Below are 18,165 nucleotides of genomic sequence, written 5' to 3' on the forward strand. Positions count from 1 at the left end.
GACGGCCTCGTCGGTGACGGATAGACATGCGTAGCCTGCTCGTCGCGTCACCCGTCCCGCCGGCGCTGTTGCCGAGAGTAGGCGCTGACGGCGACACACTGCGGGAGGTGAACGCCAGCCGGACGCAGATCGAGATTACATCGAAACCTTGGCGTGCGCCCGCCCGCATCGATGCTGGAGTGGCTGGCGTGGCGCGTGGGGCCCATGGTGTGACGAGCGTGTAACGAGTCGGCCTCAGCGGGGTGTGAGGTGCGCCACGGGCATCGGGCGGCCCGCCTTGCCCTCGTAGGCACCGAAACTCGGGTTCTCCTGCAGCACCTGGGCGAACGCGTCGTCCCGCTCCTCGCCCTCGAGCACGCGCACGGCGACATCGTGATGTTGGTCACGCAGATCCACCCCGGCCGTGTCCGTCGCCCGCAGGTTGCGGAACCACTGTGGCTCATCCGGCAGCCCGCCGGCCGATCCGACGACCAGCCAGCCCCCGTCACGCTCGAAGTAGGCGACCGGGTTGCTGAACGGCGTCCCGCTCCGACGACCTGCCACGGTCAGGATCATCACCGGCGAGCCGCCGCGGGCCTTACCGCCGATCCGGCCGCCGCTCGTGCGATAGAGCCAGACGCTGACGCGGTTGCCCAAGCGGAAGAGGCGCCGCTGCATACCGGTCATGACGCGTTCTCTTTCTCACCGGTGCGGCGCCAGCGGATTCCTGCCTCGATGAAGTCGTCGATGTCGCCGTCGAAGACCCCGCTGGTGTTGCCGACCTCGTGCTCGGTGCGCAGGTCCTTGACCATCTGGTACGGGTGCAGGACGTAGGACCGCATCTGGTCGCCCCAGCTGGCCTTGATGTCGCCGGCCATCTCCTTCTTGGTCGCGTCCTCCTCGGCCTGCCGGACGAGCAGCAGCCGAGACTGGAGCACGCGCAGGGCGGCGGCGCGGTTCTGGATCTGAGACTTCTCGTTCTGCATCGAGACGACGATGCCCGTGGGGATGTGGGTCATCCGGACCGCGGAGTCGGTGGTGTTGACCGACTGACCTCCCGGACCGCTCGAGCGGAAGACGTCGACCTTGATCTCGTTCTCGGGGATCTCGATCGAGTCGGTGCTCTCGATGAGCGGGATCACCTCGACGGCGGCGAAGCTGGTCTGGCGCCGCCCCTGGTTGTCGAACGGGCTGATCCGGACCAACCGGTGCGTCCCCGCCTCGACGGTGAGGTGCCCGAACGCATACGGGGCCTTGACCTCGAAGGTCGCGGACTTGAGTCCCGCCTCCTCGGCGTAGCTCGTGTCGAGGACGCTCGTCGGGTACTGGTGGCGCTCGGCCCAGCGCAGGTACATCCGCATGAGCATCTCGGCGAAGTCGGCGGCGTCGACGCCACCGGCTCCGGAGCGGATCGTGACGACCGCCTCGCGCTCGTCGTACTCGCCGGACAGGAGGGTTCGGACCTCGAGCTCGCCCACGTCCTTCTTGAGAGCGGCGAGGTCGCGCTCGGCCTCGGCCATCGTCTCGGGGTCGCCGCCGTCCTCGGTGCCCATCTCGACGAGGGTCTCGAGATCCTCGACCCGCTGGTCCATCCCCACGACCCGCTCGAGCTCGGTGTTGGCCCGCGACAGCGACGAGGTGACCTGCTGCGCCTTCTCCTGGTCGTCCCAGAGATCCGGGACCGAGGCCTGCTTCTCGAGGTCGGTGATCTGGCTGCGGAGGGCGTCGAGGTTCGTCACCTCGCGCACGGAGTCCATCGTCGCGCGCAGGGTCTTGATCTCCTCATGGAAGTCGACAGCCACGAGGGTCGAGCCTAAGGCACCCCGCGAGGCTCTCCGCTTCGCTCGGACACCTCGCGGGGACCCGCCAGTTCGTCGTCGATCCTGTGGACGACCCCCGCCGGGCTGGCTGGCTGCGCGGCTATCGCTGGGGCGGCCCGACCGGTCGCGGAAGATCGGTGCCCTCTTGGGGGGTGTGGACTTCCGCGCCGGATGAGTCGCCGGATGAGCTTCGCAGCGTTGCCCGGGCCAGGATCGGCCGGAACGCCAGGGAGTGGCCGACCGGCGCGAGGCGGGCGGCCAGGTCGGGGATCCGGGCGCTGGCCCCGATGAGGAGTCGAGCCCTGCGGCGTTCGATGGCCCGCAGGATGAGCTCGGCGGCGCGCTCGGGCGGGATCCGAAGCATCCGGTCGAACGTCTCCCGCCCCGCTGCCACGTCCTCCTCGCGGACCCCGGACGCCGCCCGAGCGTTGCGGGCGATCGCGGTGCGGATACCGCCGGGGTGCACCGTCGTGACCCCGATCCCCTGCGGTCGCAGCTCGGACCGGAGCGCCTCGCTGAACCCGCGCAGCCCGAACTTGCTCGTGCTGTATGCCGTCTGTCCCGGCGGAGCGATGATCCCGAAGATGCTGGACACGTTGACGACGTGCGCGTTGCGGGCCGCCACCAGCGCGGGCAGCAGGTGGTGGGTCAGCCGGATCGGGGCGCGGAGGTTGATGTCCACCACCCACTCGAACTCCTCGAGCGCCGTCTGCTGGAACATCCCCGCCAGCGCCACGCCCGCGTTGTTGACCAGGAGGTGCACCTGGGGGTGGGTCGCCCGAACGCCCTCGGCCACGACCGCGAGCCGTTCCGCGTCGGCCAGGTCGACGACGATCGTCCCCACCTCGACGTCGGCATTGAGGAAGCGCACCTCGGAGGCCACCGCCCGCAGCCGTTCGGCGTCGCGGTCGAGGAGCACGAGGTTCGTGCCCCGTCGAGCCAGCGCGTGGGCCACCTGTTCGCCGATACCGGACGCGGCCCCCGTGACGACGGCCGTCCGCCCACGGAAGACGAACCGCGGGAGCCCGCTCACGACGTCCGCCCGACGGTCTGGGGGGAGCGCCGGTCCGTGGCGCGGCGTCGACGCGCCACGAAGGTCATGTCCTGCTCGATCCGCGCGCGCCGCACGGCTCGGCGGTCCACGAACCAGTTCTGCCGGATCGTCCACGGCTCTCGGTCGCCCTGCTTCGGGAACCGGTCCTGCCCCCGCACTACGTACCCCGAGGTGAGGTCGAGGAGCGGACGCGGGCGCATACCCCCCGGCGCGACGGGCATGGCGGACTCCGCGTCGTGCTCGTCGAGGTAGGCGAGCACCCGACAGACGAAGGCGTGGGTCACCTCGGCCCGCAGGGTCCACGACGCGTTGACGTACCCGATGCAGAGGGCGAGGTTCGGCACACCGCTCAGCATGGTGCCGCGGTAGGCGAACGTCTTCCCGAGATCCACGGGGCGGCCGTCCACGACGAGGTTCAGGCCTCCGAGCGCCTGCAGCGACAGCCCGGTCGCGGTCACGACGACGTCCGCCTCGACCACGCGGCCGGAGCCGAGCGCGAGCCCCTCGGGCACGAACCGCTCGATGCGGTCCGTGACGATCTCGGCCCGCCCGTCCGCGATCGTGCGGAGGAAGTCGTTGCCCGGGGCGATGCACAGGCGCTGCTCCCACGGGCCGTAGTGCGGCGTGAAGTGCTCGGCGATGGTCGCCTCACCGACAACCGCCCGCATACCGCGGCGCAGGTATGCGGCGGCGACCCGCGGAGCCCGGCGGGAGATCTCGTACAGCCCGATGCTCAACGCGGCGTTCTGCGTCCGCAGGACCGACGCGACCATCCGGTCGGGCAGCCAGCGATGAAGCCGCGCCGCTCCCGGGTCGTGCTGGTCCACGCCGGCCACCCAGCTCGGAGACCGCTGGACCATCGTGACCGCCGCGCCGGCGTCGGCCAGGGCCGGGACGAGGGTGACCGCGGTCGCCCCGCTGCCGACGACCGCGACCCGTCGCCCCCGGACGTCGAGGCCGTCGGGCCAGAGCTGCGGGTGGACGACCCGTCCCCGGTAGCCCTCGATGCCGGCGAAGGGCGGCGTGTAGCCGCTCGCGTAGTCGTAGTAGCCGGTGCACCCGTAGAGGAACGAGCAGGTCCACGTCTCCGGGCGCCCGTCGGCGAGCACGTCGAGGGTCCAGCGCGCTTCGGCGGACGACCACTCCGCACGAGTCACCTTGCGCCCGAACCGGATCCGCGTGTCGATGCCGTATGCGTCCGCGGTCTCCCGCAGGTACTCGCGGATCTCCGCTCCCCCGGCGCGCGAGTCGGTGCCGCGCCAGGGGGCATACGGGAGGCTCAGCGTATGCATGTCCGAGTCGGACCGTACCCCGGGGAACCGGAAGAGGTCCCAGGTACCGCCGATCGCGGCCCGCGCCTCGAGGATCGCGAAAGATGTGCCGGGTCGCTCGTGCTGCAGGTGCCACGCCGCGCCGATCCCGCCCAGACCGGCCCCGATGACGAGGACGTCGACGTCCCGCTCGGACATCTGCGGGGGCTCAGAGGGACGACAGGATGGCCGGCGTCGCGCGGTCGACGATGTCGGCCTCCTCGGGATGCCGCTTGACGTAGGCCGCGACGAACGGGCAGACCGGCACGGCCCGTCGCCCGGCGGCGCGGACGTCGGCGAGCGCTCCCTTGACGAGAACTGCGCCGAGGCCCTGACCCTCGTAGTTCGGGTCGATCTCGGTGTGGACGAAGACCCGCCGCTGACCTCCGCCCTCGCCACCAGGCCGGTCGAGGTAGGCCGCGAACCCGGCCAGTCGGCCGGCCACGACGATCTCGTAGCGATGCTCGGCCGGGTTGTCCCGGACGGACGTCGCACCGGGCTGGGCGCCTCCGGCCGCCTTGGCCGAGGTTGCGTGCTGGTCGGTCACCGGAAGACCGTACTCGACCGCTCCGAGATCCCGCTGTAGAGCGGGGAGCCCGCTGGCGCTCGCGGAGCCGGGCAGCAGCGGGTCACTCGTCCGGGGTGACGGTCACCGTCCACTGGCCACTGTTGTTGTCGAGCCCGATGTCGTTGACGCCCAGGTAGAGCTTCCCGGCGCCGGGACACTGGTACGTCGCGGACGAGCCCACCACGGCGAACGGTGCGGTGCGGTCGACCGACGCGACCAGTGCCGCGTGGTTGGCGGCCCCCAGCCCCTCGAGGTTCGACGACCGGTACGCCGGGTTCGGGGATCCGTCGGGTCCGACGGGGACGGTCGCGGCGGCGAGCACGATACCCGTCGCGTTGAGCTCGACGGTGTGACCCGCCGCGCACGAGACACCGGAGTCGGTCCAGTCCTTGGCTCCGATGACGCTCACCTGGATCGAGACGACCGGAGGCGCGTCGGTCGGTGCGGTCCCGGTCAACGTCGCTGTCGTGGTGTCGAGGGTCGCGTCGGGCGATCGCTGTGAGAAAACCCAGGTCGCTCCACCGAGCGCGCCGAGCACGATCACTGCGGCGACCAGCCGGCCGATGGCCCACGTCGAACGAGGGTGGTTCGGTGCGGGTTTCGAGGTGCTTCGGGCGAGGTCGGGTGAAGCGGCCGCGGGGGGCCGGTCCGCCGGCACGGGAGGCGTGAGGTTCGTTCCGGCGTCCGGAGCCTGCTTCGGAGCGATCCGGAGAGCCGCCAGAACCTCCACGAAGTCGTCGACAGCAGAGTCGTTGACTGCCGAGGGCGCTGCCCCCCCACGCCAGGCGGGTGCCGGTCGCCCGTCACGCAGCACTCCCGCTGCCATCGGTCGCCTTTCGCCGCACGGTCGCCGAGCCGACGACCCGGTCGGAGGTGGTTCGGTGCCGCTGGGCTGTCGGCTTGCTTCGGCGCCCCGCCGTCTGGCGCCGCCGCTCCCGGGGATTGTCCGGCGCTGCCCCTATCGTCGGGACATGTTCGGGTCGCAGTCGCTGGACACCGCCATCGGGCTGGTGCTCCTGCTGTTCATCCTCGCGACCGCCACGTCGAGCATCCTGGAGCTGATCAACCGGCTCGCTCGGACGCGCGCCAAGAACCTCCAGGCGGCGCTCGGCTCGCTGCTCGGGGGCGCCGGCAACGGCGGCGCCGACGCCGAGACCGCGCTCGCGGCCCTCCAGCGAACCTCCGTGTATGCGGCGGCGACCGGCTCGTCCGACGGCAAGGCACCCGCATACCTCTCGGCGAAGTCGTTCGCGGACGCCGTGCTCGAGCTGGCCTCGGACGCCGGCTCGTCACCCGACACCGTCCTGCCCGGTCAGCTGCGAGACCGGCTCCAGGCGCTGCTCCAGGAGTCGAGCAACGACACCCTCGAGCTGCGGGCCGGGCTCGAGCGGTGGTTCGACGAGGCGATGGGGCGGCTGTCCGACTCCTACAAGCGGCAGGCCACGCTGTGGTTGGGGGCGCTCGGGTTCGTGCTGGCGGTGCTGGTCAACGCGGCGACGCCGGACGTCGCGGCCCGGCTGTGGACCGCGCCGGTGACCCGGGAGGCGGTGGTGTCGGCGGCCCAGAACGTCGGGGAGAGCGGCAACGCCCCGCTGCTGCGCGACGTCGCGGGGATCACCAACACGCTGACCGAGGTGTCGATACCCGTCGGCTGGATGGGGGTGGTGCCCGACGGGTTCGGTTGGTGGAGCGGGCACCTGCTCGGCTGGGCGCTGACGGCGGTGCTCGTGATGGTCGGCGCGCCGTTCTGGTTCGAGCTGCTCGAGCGGCTCATCACGTTCAAGTCCGGCGGATCCGGTGGACAGCCGGCCCGCGCCGACCAGGACCCCGCGGCTGCGACGCCTCGGGTGCTGGCGCGCGACCAGAACCCCGCCTACACCGCGTCGGCGCTCCGGGCGGTCGGGGCGGCTGGGGCGCCCGGTTCGACAGGTGCGCCCGGTGAGGTCGAGGTCTCGGTGCCCGAGAGCGAGCTGCTGACGAACATCAAGCGAGCGATCGCCCGCGGCGCGCCGGCCGCACCGTCGTCGGCGTCCGCGGCGTCGGCCTGACCCTCAGCCGGACGGGGTGACGGTCACCGTCCACTGGCCGTGGTTGTTGTCGACGCCGCTGTCATTGGGGCCGAGGAACAGCTCGCCCGCTGCCGTGCAGGTATAGGTAGCGGAGCCGCCGACGACGGTGAACGGCGCCTTCGTGTCCAGGCTCGCGACGAGGGCACTGTGGTTGGCGCCCGAGAGGCCCGGCAGGTTGAACTGGCGCAGTGAGGCGTTCGTCGACCCGTCAGGACCCACCCCGTCGGCCGGGTCATGGAACACCGTGCCGCTGGCCACCAGCTCGAAGCTCTTGCCGGGTTCGCAGGCGACTCCCGAGTCGGTCCACGCCTTCGCACCGGCGACGGTGACCTGCCGCGACACGGTCGGCGCGTCGTTCGTCGTCGTCGTCTGCGCGGTCGTGGTGGTCGGCGGCGGGGTTGCGTGGCCGTCGTCGTCGGTCGCACGGTGGGTGAACCACCACGCCAGGTAACCCAACAGGACGATGACCAGCAGGAGCGCGACGATGCGCCCGGCGTTCCGATTCGGAGATGGGGTCGCCCCGGTCGTCGCCGGCACGGTATCTGGCGGCGGCGTCAGGCTTGAGCCCACGAGCTGCCTCGGCGACGAGGCGACGGCCAAGGACAGCGTGGCCGCCGCGGGGCCGGCTGCCACGGCGGCGCTGTCGTCCGAGGGCGTGCGGAGCGCCGCAAGCACCTCGGTCGAGTCGGCGGCCGACCCGTCGGATGTACCGGACGCTGGGGGGTCGGGCTCGCTGGGCGTCACCGCTGAGACCGACGTCCCGGCAGCGAGTTCGGCTGGTTGGGCGGGGTTGTGCTCGGCAGCGATTCCGGGTCCTGTCGCGCCGTTCACCTCGCCGGCGGCGACGGCAAGGACGGCGGCGGCCCCCGAAGCCGCCGCTCCCGCGTCGCCCGCACCGGAAGAGAGGTCCTCCGACACCGGAACGATGTGGTCGAAGACCCGGCCCACGGGATCGCGGAGGAAGAGCACCGGCGTCGCCCACTCCGACGCATACGAGGCGAGCAGGGCCTTGCGGCCACTGCTGACCGACTGGTCGACGGCGAGGCCGTCGGCGAGCGCTCCGTAGAACTCGCCCGTGAAGGCGGCGGCGGCGTCCCCGCTGATCGGGAACTGCATGGAGACGAGCGCGACGCAGTCCTGCTGGACGAGGGCCTGAGCCATCGCGTGGACGGGTTCTGAGCTGTCCATCCGCGCGGACTGGCAGGCGTTGAGGACGATCAGGCGCAGCGGGTCGTGGTCGCGCAGGTAGGGGCCGAGGACGCCGGACGAGACCGGCGCGGGGCGTCCGTACCGGTCGCAGAAGACGAGGACTCCGTCCTGGGCCTGGCGGTCGTACTCGCCATGACCGATGAAGTGCAGGACGTGGACGTCGTGGCGGCGGATCCACGTCTGCAGGGCCTGCAGGGTGGGCTGTTCGAGCCGGTCGAGCTGCACCGTCCCCTGTGAGACCCTGTCGGCCAGAGTGGCGTTGAGACGGTTCCACTCCGCCTCGACGTCGAGCTCGGGCATGTCGGTCGGTGACGCGATGACGACGAGGATGCGCAGCGGTCCGTCGACGTCGAGGGTGCGCGGGGTGTCGGCGACCTCGAGGTAGCGGACAACGGGAGTGCGTTCCGACTGCGCGATGAAACTGTTCTGGCGACGGTCGTGGAGCAGCTCCCACGGCAGCACGGCGATGGCGGGCGCCTCGGTGAGCCGGAGCCGCAGCCTCAGACCACGGCGCGCGTCCCGCACCGTGTCGATGCTGCGCGCCCAGGCGAGGCGGATGTCGCTGCTGAACACGGCTTCGAACAGCCCGCTGCCGAGGTCGAGGGCGGCCTGCGACTGCGGGTCGGCGGCGACTCGCCGGGTTCCTGAGCGGCCCGGGTCCAGCTTGAGCATGAGGTTCTCGAGCTGGGTCGGTTCGAAGGGGATCTGGAAGGTCGCGCTCGGGCTCTCTCCCGTCGGCGCGCCGATGACGCGCGCGCGGTACCCACCGTCGCCCTCCGTCTCGATCAGGAGGTCGAAGTTGTCGTACTCCCAGGCGGCCATGAGCCACCTCCCCGCGTGGTTGCCTCGACTAAGAGTGCCGCAGGCGGCCGCTGGATACCGGTGTCATGGCGTCGAGATCCGCGAGCCGACCTGTGCGCTCCGGTCGATGCCTCCGGCGCGCTCGGCGACGTCCACCAAGGCCGTCAGGACCCGCCCCGGACGCTCCAGCTCTTCGACGATCCGGTCGAACTCCTCGGCCATCAGCACGATTCGCCGTTCTGCATCCATCACCTGCTGGGCGCGCTCGAGCGCGGCCTCGACCATGAACGCGCTGAGCGACTTGTGCTGGGTGCGAGCGGCTGCGCGAAGCAGGTCGTCGGCTTCAGGTTCGACCCGAAGGTTGATGCGCTCTGACCGGCGCGCCACGGCATCTTGACCATCCACCGGTGCCCCCTTCTCGACATTAGTACGTACGTTGTACTCACGTCGTCAACGGAGTTTCGCGTGGGTGAGCGTCGCTCGAACGTCGTGCATGAGGAGGCGCAGACTCAGGGGATCTGACTCGAGGCGGGTGAACCCGTGCCGAAGGTAGAAGCCGGCCGCCGTCTCGTGCAGGGCGTGCACGACCAGGATTCGCGCACCTAGGCGATCGGCCACCAGTGCCGACATCCGCAGTGCATCGAGAAGCAGGGAGCTCCCGAGCCCCGATCCTTGGGCCGATGTGTCCACCGCGAGGCGGGGTAACAGGATGGCCGGAATCAGGTGGTCCCCCGGGTGGGTTCGCGGCGGGGACACGGCCCGGTCTGCCTGGAACGAGCACAGGCTGTAGTAGCCGATGACCCGCGAGCCGTCCGTCACCACATACGTCCTTCAGCCGTCCTGGCGCGCAGCCTGCCCGGCGAACCACTGGAGCCATTCATCGAGCAACGACTCGCCAGACCGAAACTCCGACCAGTCGTGACGGGCGCGGTCCAGGGGGACGATCCGCGGTGGGGTCATTGCAGCGGTGCGCGAGCGCGGGACTCGACAGTGATGGTCACGGACCGGCCCAGCGTCGCCAGGACGCCACCGGTCATCGGCAGGTCGGCCGTCCCCTGGAGAACGACCACCGCGGTCCGGCCGTCGGTCGTTCCGGTCCCGCGCGCCACCTGCCAGGCGCTGATGCCGTACGGCATCGGGCGCGCGCCGAGGTTGTCCTCCACCGCCTGCTCGACGGTGCCGTTGCTGACGACCACCGAGTCACCGATCCCACCCGAGTAGGCGGCCACTTCGTCGAGGGCGTTCGCCGCCTCCAGTGCGGCGGAGTCGGAGGCATCGAGCAACCGGGCGCGGGCGATCTGCGCGGCGGTGACGTCCACCCCACCGATGACGAGGAGCAGGATCACGCCGAGCAGCCCGAGGATGAGGATCGACACCTGGCCGCGGTCGCGCCCGGCACCGCCCGCGCGACGCCGCATCGTCAAAGGGACACCACGCATACGGTCCTCACCGGCCCCGGAAGCGGTCGACCGTCGCGACATGGGTCGCGGAGACCGGCAGTACCGCGGGGATCGCGCCACTGAGGATGTCGGGGATGAGGGGCAGCCGGACGTCGACCATCGCGACCGCCTCGACCCGGCCCTGGGGTCGCAGGCAGGGCGAACCGTCGCACTGCAACCGGATCGTCCCCTCGGCGCCGAAGTCGTAGTCCTCGAACGAGATCCGTGCGGCTGCTTGCGCTCGCGCGTAGGCCGCCTCGTCGTCGGTCGCGGTCGTGAAGGCGCGACCGGCCTCCCGGGACGCGGTCGACACGGCGAAGGCCGCAGCCTGGACCCGGGCGAGCGTGACGACGAAGTAGACGACGGGAACCAGCACGAGCAGCCCGACAACGAGGAACTCGACGATCGCGCGGCCGCGGTCACGCCGTGCCACCCGAAGGCGGAGGCGGCGGATCACTGGCCCTCCTGGAACGCACGCCCCGTGACGGTGATGACGCCGCCGGCACCGACGAGACCGATCACCGGGACCGGAGCGGACACCTGGATCTCGACCACCTGCACACCGGCAGAGGTCAGCTGCCGAGTCGCGGTCACGCCTTGCGCATACGAGCCGCTGAGATCGCGGGCAATGAGATCACGGGTCCGCGCGGCGCCCTCGTCCAACGAGGCACCCGCGCGCGCGCCGAGGCGCGCACCCTCCGAGGCATCCGAGATCAGGGCGTTGCGGACGTAGAGAACCAGCGCCAGCTGGAAGATGCCCATGCCGAGGAGCACGACGAGACCCCCGACCATGGCGAATTCCGCGATGGCCGACCCGCGGTCGCGACGGACCCTCAGCGCGTCAGGACGACGCACCGGTGGTCACTTCCCGGTGACCTTGGCCAAGGCCTCCTGGAACATCGACGTCAGCGCGGGTCCGGCGAGCAGCCAGATCGCGGAGACGAGGCCCGCCGTCATGACCGTGATCAAGACCCAGCCCGGGACGTCGCCCCGGTCACGGCGATCGGTTCGCCGTGCGTATGCGGCGGTATATGCGACCGTCTGCGCCGTGGCGGCGAGGCGGGTCAGGCTTCTGGTCATGTGCTCTCCTCGGGTGCTGGAGCTCCGGTGTCAGACGGCGAGCCGCAGGAAGGCGACGCCGGGATAGATGGCGAACAGGACGGTGACCGGAAGCACGAGGAAGACGACCGGGATCATCATCCCGATCTCCTTGCGTCCTCCCTCCTCCATGACCGCGCGACGGCCGGACTCGCGGACGTCCTGCGCCTGGGCGCGCAGCACGTCGGCCAGAGGTGTGCCGCGCTCGACGGCGACGACGATCCCGTCGACGAACCGCGACAGGCTGGTCAGGCCGGTCCGGTCGGCCAGGCCCTGCAGGGCGGTGGGCAGGTTCGCTCCCGCGCGGGCCTCGGCGAGACAGGCACCGAGCTCGGACGACAGCTCGCCGTGCGAGAGACGGCAGACGCGGTCGAGAGCGCCGATCGCGCCCTCCCCGGCGCTGACGGCGAGGGCCAACAGCTCGGCGATCGTGGGGAACTCGGCCAGCATGCGCCGCTCCCGCTGGTTGGCCGCTCTGGTCAGCCACATGTCGCGTCCAACGACTCCCGCCCCGGCGAAGCAGACGACGAGCAGGACCACCGGCAGCGCCGACGCACCCCGGAACAGCATCGCGAGGACGCCGAGGACGACCCCGACCAGCGCGCCGACAGCGCCCCAGACGACCTGCTCGGCGCGGAAGCGTTCGACGTCCGGCGGCATTCCGGCGCGCAGTAGCCGGCGGCGCACGGACGCCGCGCCGCCGAGGAGCCTCTCGACCACCCGGCCCAGGTCGGCAATGAGGGGCCGCACGAGGCGAGCGACACCGACGACCGAGACGGGCTCGGTGCGGTTGAGCAGGCGGGACGGTCGTGGGTGGTCGCGCAGGTACGGCTCGAGCCGTTCCGTGAGGCCCGGCCGTCGTGACACCGGCAGCCCGACGACGACGAGGAGCAGTCCGACCCCCACGACGGCGCCGACGAGAGCGCCGAGCCAGCTCCAGCCCGAGGTGCCTGCCGAGAAGAGCCAGCTCATCGCAGCACCCGCTCTTCCTGCGGCAGTCGGCCGATCCGGACCATCAGCCGGTAGGCAACGAGGGTCACGGCCGCGCCGACGAGCAGCACGGCGACACCGGCGGGTGAGCTGTAGGCCCGCAGCGAGTCGCGCTGGAACGACATCATCGCGAGGACGACCCACGGCGCCGCACAGGCGAGGCGGGCTGCGTTGACCGTCCAGCCTTGGCGCGTCTCGAGCTCCGCACGCGTCCGCGCATCCTCGCGCAGGAAGGTCGACAGCGTGCGCAGCAGGCGGCCGAGGTCAGAGCCGCCCACCTCACGGGCGATCCGCAGCGACTCGACCAGCCGGTCGCCGACCGGGTCGGCCAACCTCTCCTTGAGCCGGTCGAGGCAGTCGTGGAAACGACCCGTCGTGCGGTAGTCCTCGCCGAAGGCTGCGAAGGCGGGTCGCAGCTCCTCGGGTCCGCGGATCGCGAGCTGGCTCAACGCTTCCGGCAGTGCCAACCCAGCTCGGACCGCCGAGGCGATGTTGTCGACAGCGTCCGGCCACAGGTCACGAAGGTGGGCGCGTCGCGAGCGCGCGCGCATCCGCACCAGGGCGAACGGCGCATACGCGGCCATCACTCCGAAGCACAGCGCGACAGGCACGACGCGGGCACTCGCCTGCACGAGGGCGAAGACCAGCAGCCCGGCGAGAGCTCCTGCGGTGAGGACGTTTCCGGGGCTGACGCTGGTGTAGCCGGCCTGGGTGATGTCGTCCTGGAGCCGGGCTCTCGGGCCGGCTCGTCGTGGCTCGGACCTGTGCTCCTCACGAGGCCAGAACGACCACCAGATGCAGAACAGGCCGATGCCCAGCAGGAGTCCGACGATCACGCCCCGCATCAGGTCTCCTGGGCCAGCAGCACGCTGAGGTCGTAGCCGGTGCGCTCGAACCGCTCGGTATGCGGTGGGAAACCGTCTGCGCGTGTGAGTCGTCCGCCACGGCTGACGAAGAGGTCGGCGATCTCCACGACGTCGCCCTCGATCCGACCGGGCACACCGACGATCTCGTGGACCCGACGCACGCCGTCACGGTCGATGGCCTGGTGGACGACGATGTCGACCGACGACGCGACCGTCGGCACGACGAACCTCGATCCGACGTTCTCGCCGGCGAGCAGCGGCAGGGTGCACATCTTGACGATCGCCTCGCGAGCGGAGTTGGCGTGGAGGGTGCACATCCCGGGGACCCCGCTGTTGAGGGCGATGAGCAGGTCCAGCGACTCCGCCTGTCGCACCTCGCCCACGATGATGCGCGACGGCCGCATCCGCAACGCCTCCTTGACGAGGCGGCGTAGTGGCACCTCACCGGTGCCCTCGAGGCTCGGCTGGCGGCACTGCATGCTCGCGACGTCGCGCAGCGGGATCTTGAGCTCGAACACCTCCTCGCAGGTGACCACGCGCTCGCGCGAGGGGATCGACGCGGCCAGGCAGTTCAGAAGAGTCGTCTTGCCGGCTTGCGTGCCGCCGGCGACCAGGATGTTGAGCCCGGCCACGACACAGGCCTCGAGGAACCGCGCGGCCTGGGCGGTGAGTGTGCCGAGCCGGACCAGGTCCTCGAGGTGGTCGGCGCGGACGACGAACTTGCGGATGTTGACGTGCCAGTGGTCGCGCGTGATGTCCGGGATGACGACGTGGAGGCGGGAGCCGTCGCTGAGCGTGGCGTCCACGAACGGCGAGGACAGGTCGACCCGACGACCCGAGGTGCGCAGCATCCGCTCGACGAGGTCGCGGACCTCGTCCGGCGTCAGGATGGTCGTGGTGAGCTCGGCGACCCCACGCCGGGCGATGAAGATCTTGGACGGTTCGTTGATCCAGATCTCCTCGACGGTCGGGTCGTCGAAGTACGGCTGCAAAGGCCCGAATCCCGCCACGGTGTCGAGAACCTGCTTGGCCGCCTCCTGCCGGTCGACGATCACCGGCATGCCGCCGTGCAGGGACCGCTCGTCGTAGTCCGTGATGACGTCGTGGACCAGACGGCCGACCTCGGCGGGGTGACGGGCGGGGTCCAGCCCGGACCGGCGGATGAGCTCTCGGACCTCATCCTCGACGACTCGCACGGCATCCGTCATCGACGTCCCCTCCCCAGCGACTCGGGCCGTCGCCGTACCCGCCTGTCAATGCCGGTCATCGTAAGGGCACGCCACGGGCCGCAGGACCACGCAAGCACAGGTTCTTTTGGCCTGTGGATAACTTCCGACGGATGTCACCGGAAAACGGTGTGATGCCGTCAGGAGGGTTCATATGCGCATCCAGCTGACGGTTCGGAGGGCGGGTTCGGCGGTGCCCACCCGCGTGGTCGTCGTGGAGTGCGCACCAGGGACACGGGCGGGTGAGCTCGCTCGTGCCCTCGGTGCGCCGGGTCTTTCGGTCGCCGGCCGACCCGTACCCGACACGGCGCTCGTGGGGATGCCGCCCCTGCTCCGCGGAGCCGTCGTGCAGCTCGACGGCCCCGTTACTGCCTCGCCACTGACGTCGCCCTGGGAGCTGCGGGTGCTGGAAGGTACCGATGTCGGGCTGCGCGTCCCCCTGCCGTTCGGGCGGTCTCTGCTGGGCCGCGCCGATGACACGACGGTCGTGCTGACCGACCCACGCGTATCCCGGCGGCACGCGGAGCTCGACGTGCGACGCGGCTCCGAGATCACCGTGCGGGACGTCGGAGGGACGAACGGCACCTGGGTAGGCGGCGCGCGCGTCGACAGCTCACCGCGGAGGCTGTCGGAGGGCGACATCGTAGAAATCGGGAGCACGCGGCTTCAGGTTCGGATGAGTCCTCGAGGCGGGGGCAGCCTCCAGCCCGATGGGGCTGGACATCTCCTCGTGCCTAGCACGGACGCCAAGAGCCCGGTCGGGCCGGAGTGCGTGCGGTTTCCCGACGCTCCTGGTCAGCGCCCACGGATGCGCTTTCCGTTGGTAGCGCTCATGGTTCCGCTGATCCTGGCTGGTGTGCTCGCCGCGGTGCTGCGTTCGCCGACCATGCTGCTGTTCGGACTGACCGGACCAGTGCTGTCGTTCGCGACGTGGATCGGGGAGCGACGCCGTCGGTCCGGGGCGGCGTCGGACGCCGAGCGCAGGACGGCGCTCGAGGACGCGTGGGCAGCGCTCGACCACGCGCTGCTTCGTGAGCGCCGGAGGCTGGAGCGGTCGCATCCTCCGCTCGCCGAGGTCCTGGCGGTCGCGGAGACCCGGTCGGACCCGCTCTGGTGTGGACGCGGTGCGGAGGTTCGCCTGGGTGTCGGAAGGCGCCCGTCCCAGGTGCTGCTGGACGGTGGGTCTGCTCCCGCGCCGATGTGGCTGCAGGACGTCCCCGTCACTGTGGACCTGGCCGAGGTCGGGGCTCTCGGCGTATGCGGCGAGCGTGGGGGCATCACGTCCTCGGCCGCTGCCGTGGTCGGCCGTCTGGCGACCGCGGTCCCACCGAGCCGGATCGAGTTCCTCGTGGTGGTGGCCGAGCCGACCCGCGTCGGTGACTGGGACTTCGCGGGATGGTTGCCGCAGACCCGGGCCGTGGCGATGGCCGAGGAGGCAGGTCCGCATCTCGACCGGCTGCTGGCGGAGATCGCCCGGCGTGAGGATGCCGACCGAGTCCGCGCTCCGCCGGGGCGCTCTCTCGTGGTCGTGGTGGTCGACGGCTGGCCCGTCGCGCGGGCCGCCGCCGCGACGCTGGACTTCGTCCTGCGCCGCGGGCCGTCGGTCGGTGTCGTGGCTGTGGTTCTCGCGACGTCTCGGGCGCAGCTCCCGCGTTGTGGTGCCGTGCTGGCTCTTGCGTCAGGTCGCGCGATCCTCTCGAGCGCGGACGGGGCCGCGTGCGCCCTGGTTCCCGATCAGCCAGGTCGCTCGTGGGTCGACCGCGTGTCCCGTGCGCTCGCACCGCTGCGGGAGCTGTCGGGCGTCGCGGTGGGAGCGAGGACCGATCTTCCGGTCTCGGTCGGCCTGCTCGACCTCGTGGGCGGGGTCGACGCCGGGTCAGTCGTGGCGTGCTGGCAACGACGGTCGGCGTCGACACGCGCGGTGCTCGGGGTGACGTCGGCCGGAACCTTGGCGGTCGACCTCGCGGTCGACGGCCCGCATGCGCTGATCGCCGGGACCACGGGCGCGGGGAAGTCGGAGCTGCTGCAGACGCTGGTCTGCTCACTGGCCCTGGCGAACCGGCCCGACGAGCTGACGTTCCTCCTCGTGGACTACAAGGGCGGAGCGGCGTTCCGTGACTGCTCGCGGTTGCCGCACGTCGTCGGCGTGGTGACGGACCTCGACGGGCAGCTCACCGCGAGAGCGCTGACCTCATTGACGGCCGAGCTGCGGCGCCGCGAACGCCTGTTCGCCGCGGTCGGGGCGGGCGACATGGACGAGTACCGGCGGGCACGAGCCAGAGACGCCGCTCTTCCCGCCGTACCGCGGTTGGTCATCGCCATCGACGAGTTCCGTGTCCTCGCCGAGGAGCTTCCGGACTTCGTGCACGGCCTGGTCCGGCTCGCTGCGGTCGGGCGTTCGCTGGGTGTCCACCTCGTGCTAGCGACCCAGCGTCCCGGCGGCATCGTCTCGGCCGACATCCGGGCGAACGTCAGCCTTCGCATCGCCCTCCGGGTCCGTGACCGGACCGACTCGGTGGATGTGCTGGACGACCCGGACGCCGCCTCGATCGACGCCACCACCCCCGGGCGGGCGACCCTGCGCGGAGCCGCGACCCCGCTCACGCGGTTCCAGTCAGCGCGGGTCACCGCGGCGGCGGCCCCGGTTCGGCGGCTGACGGTGACCCCGCTCGATCGCGGCTGGTCGGACCGCCCCGAAGGAGCAGCCGCGGATCACAGTCCGGTTGCGGCGTTGACTCACCCGACTGACGCGATCGCCCCCACTGACCCGACCGCCCGGACCGACGCTGGTGGGACCGAACCGGACCGCCGCGACCTCGAGCGCATCGTCGACGCGGTCCGAGGGGCGACCACCATCCTGGGCATCCCCGGACCGCCGTCGCCATGGCTGCCACCCCTTCCGGACCGGCTCGACGTCCGGTCACTCGAGTCGGCCATGACCCTGGAGTCGGTGCCGCTCGGGCTGGAGGACATCCCGGCCGAGCAGAGCCAAACCACCTGGTGCTGGTCGATCGGCGACGGTCACCTGGGGGTCGCCGGCGGTGGACGGAGCGGTCGGACCTCCACCGTCCTGACGATCGCCGCCCAGTTGACGCAGGGTCTGGCGCCGAGCCAGCTCCACCTGTACGCGATCGGTCCGCCGTCGTTGTCGGCCCTGGCGGTCCTGCCTCATGTCGCGGCCGTCGCCGATGCTGACGACGCGGATCACATTCGTCTGGTACTGGACCGGCTCGCCGCCCTCAGTCCCAGTCGAAGATCGGATCCGGGTCCGGGTCCGGGTCCGGATTTGTTGCCGGACGGAGACCCGGCGCGGGCGCGCCCGGTCCTGCTCATCGACGGGTGGGAACGCCTCGCTGCGCACACGCACGGGTCCCTGGCCGCGGACGTGCGAGCCCTGCTCGAGACCTCGAGCGATTCGGGACTGCGAGTGGTCGTCACCGGCGGCCGTGCGGTGTTGGCGGGTCAGCTCGCCGGGCTACTCGGTCAGCGCCTCGTGCTCGCTCTGGGCGACCCGGTCGAGCTCGCGCTCGCCGGGATCCCGACCCGCGCCGTCCCTGGCCATCAGCCTCCGGGGCGCGCGCTGGACGCGAGAACCCATCGCGAGGTCCAGGTCGGCTGGCTCGGGCCCGATCCGGTGGCGGTCCTCACCGCCCTCACCGCCGACATGCCGTGCCACTGGACGGCCGGTGCGCCGGCGCGAGTCCGCCGACTGCCAACGTCCCTCACGTTGCCGATG

The 18,165-nt window shown here is 71.3% G+C and carries 18 protein-coding genes and 1 pseudogene; 3 read left to right on the top strand and 16 right to left on the bottom strand.

The annotated features are described in order from the left end of the window. Positions 1–234 precede the first annotated feature (234 nt). The 6 genes from VIG79_RS08740 to VIG79_RS08765 form a co-directional block, all read right to left on the bottom strand. Positions 235–666: a nitroreductase/quinone reductase family protein gene (locus VIG79_RS08740; RefSeq protein WP_331884645.1), complete on the bottom strand. Its 432-nt coding sequence runs from the start codon at positions 664–666 to the stop codon at positions 235–237. Continuing rightward, positions 663–1,781, bottom strand: coding sequence for a peptide chain release factor 2 (gene prfB / locus VIG79_RS08745; protein ID WP_331884647.1), 1,119 nt, complete (start codon positions 1,779–1,781; stop codon positions 663–665). The genes VIG79_RS08740 and prfB overlap by 4 nt, the downstream gene beginning before the upstream one ends. Positions 1,782–1,899: 118 nt before the next feature. Continuing rightward, positions 1,900–2,832: an SDR family NAD(P)-dependent oxidoreductase gene (locus VIG79_RS08750; protein WP_331884649.1), complete on the bottom strand. Its 933-nt coding sequence runs from the start codon at positions 2,830–2,832 to the stop codon at positions 1,900–1,902. After that, positions 2,829–4,322, bottom strand: coding sequence for an NAD(P)/FAD-dependent oxidoreductase (locus VIG79_RS08755; RefSeq protein WP_331884651.1), 1,494 nt, complete (start codon positions 4,320–4,322; stop codon positions 2,829–2,831). The genes VIG79_RS08750 and VIG79_RS08755 overlap by 4 nt, the downstream gene beginning before the upstream one ends. A 10-nt stretch (positions 4,323–4,332) precedes the next feature. Then, positions 4,333–4,710 (bottom strand): GNAT family N-acetyltransferase, encoded by a 378-nt coding sequence (locus VIG79_RS08760; protein WP_331884653.1) that lies wholly within the window; start codon positions 4,708–4,710, stop codon positions 4,333–4,335. Between the two features lie 82 nt (positions 4,711–4,792). Then, on the bottom strand, positions 4,793–5,188 hold the full coding sequence (locus VIG79_RS08765) for a hypothetical protein (RefSeq protein WP_331884655.1): 396 nt from the start codon (positions 5,186–5,188) through the stop codon (positions 4,793–4,795). Between the two features lie 514 nt (positions 5,189–5,702). Between VIG79_RS08765 and VIG79_RS08770 the strand changes: the two genes are divergently transcribed. Continuing rightward, positions 5,703–6,779, top strand: coding sequence for a hypothetical protein (locus VIG79_RS08770; protein ID WP_331884657.1), 1,077 nt, complete (start codon positions 5,703–5,705; stop codon positions 6,777–6,779). Between the two features lie 3 nt (positions 6,780–6,782). On the opposite strand, the gene VIG79_RS08775 is transcribed toward VIG79_RS08770, so the two are convergent. The 10 genes from VIG79_RS08775 to VIG79_RS08815 all read right to left on the bottom strand — a co-directional run bounded on the left by VIG79_RS08775 (position 6,783) and on the right by VIG79_RS08815 (position 14,411). Then, positions 6,783–8,831: a CHAT domain-containing protein gene (locus tag VIG79_RS08775; RefSeq protein WP_331884659.1), complete on the bottom strand. Its 2,049-nt coding sequence runs from the start codon at positions 8,829–8,831 to the stop codon at positions 6,783–6,785. Positions 8,832–8,894: 63 nt separating this feature from the next. Next, the gene (locus VIG79_RS08780; RefSeq protein WP_331884661.1) at positions 8,895–9,215 is read right to left on the bottom strand and encodes a DUF1778 domain-containing protein; all 321 of its coding nucleotides are present in this window, start codon (positions 9,213–9,215) and stop codon (positions 8,895–8,897) included. A gap of 45 nt (positions 9,216–9,260) precedes the next feature. Beyond that, a complete protein-coding gene (locus VIG79_RS19785; protein WP_414672606.1) occupies positions 9,261–9,632 on the bottom strand; it encodes a GNAT family N-acetyltransferase in 372 nt (123 codons plus the stop codon). Between the two features lie 134 nt (positions 9,633–9,766). Then, positions 9,767–10,228 carry a pilus assembly protein TadG-related protein gene (locus tag VIG79_RS08785; protein WP_331884663.1) on the bottom strand — a complete coding sequence of 154 codons (462 nt, stop codon included), beginning with the start codon at positions 10,226–10,228 and terminating at the stop codon, positions 9,767–9,769. Between the two features lie 28 nt (positions 10,229–10,256). Further along, positions 10,257–10,706: a pilus assembly protein gene (locus VIG79_RS08790; protein ID WP_331884665.1), complete on the bottom strand. Its 450-nt coding sequence runs from the start codon at positions 10,704–10,706 to the stop codon at positions 10,257–10,259. Next, positions 10,703–11,104: a TadE family protein gene (locus tag VIG79_RS08795; protein WP_331884667.1), complete on the bottom strand. Its 402-nt coding sequence runs from the start codon at positions 11,102–11,104 to the stop codon at positions 10,703–10,705. Before VIG79_RS08795 ends, VIG79_RS08790 begins: the two co-directional genes overlap by 4 nt. A 6-nt stretch (positions 11,105–11,110) precedes the next feature. Continuing rightward, positions 11,111–11,329, bottom strand: a complete 219-nt coding sequence (locus VIG79_RS08800) for a hypothetical protein (protein ID WP_331884669.1) — start codon at positions 11,327–11,329, stop codon at positions 11,111–11,113. Positions 11,330–11,359: 30 nt separating this feature from the next. After that, positions 11,360–12,319 carry a type II secretion system F family protein gene (locus VIG79_RS08805; RefSeq protein ID WP_331884671.1) on the bottom strand — a complete coding sequence of 320 codons (960 nt, stop codon included), beginning with the start codon at positions 12,317–12,319 and terminating at the stop codon, positions 11,360–11,362. Next, positions 12,316–13,182, bottom strand: coding sequence for a type II secretion system F family protein (locus VIG79_RS08810; protein WP_331884673.1), 867 nt, complete (start codon positions 13,180–13,182; stop codon positions 12,316–12,318). The genes VIG79_RS08805 and VIG79_RS08810 overlap by 4 nt, the downstream gene beginning before the upstream one ends. Further along, entirely contained in the window at positions 13,182–14,411 is a 1,230-nt protein-coding gene (locus VIG79_RS08815; RefSeq protein WP_331884675.1) for a CpaF family protein, read from the bottom strand. The genes VIG79_RS08810 and VIG79_RS08815 overlap by 1 nt, the downstream gene beginning before the upstream one ends. Before the next feature lie 337 nt (positions 14,412–14,748). On the opposite strand from VIG79_RS08815, the pseudogene VIG79_RS19790 reads away from it, so the two are divergent. Then, positions 14,749–15,090 (top strand): annotated as a pseudogene (locus tag VIG79_RS19790) (FHA domain-containing protein); the annotation flags it as partial. 171 nt (positions 15,091–15,261) lie between these two features. Continuing rightward, positions 15,262–18,165: FtsK/SpoIIIE domain-containing protein (locus VIG79_RS08820; protein WP_331884677.1), on the top strand; the 2,904-nt coding region annotated here is incomplete at its 3' end.

The organism is Lapillicoccus sp. (assembly GCF_036559105.1).
Lineage (GTDB): Bacteria > Actinomycetota > Actinomycetes > Actinomycetales > Dermatophilaceae > Lapillicoccus.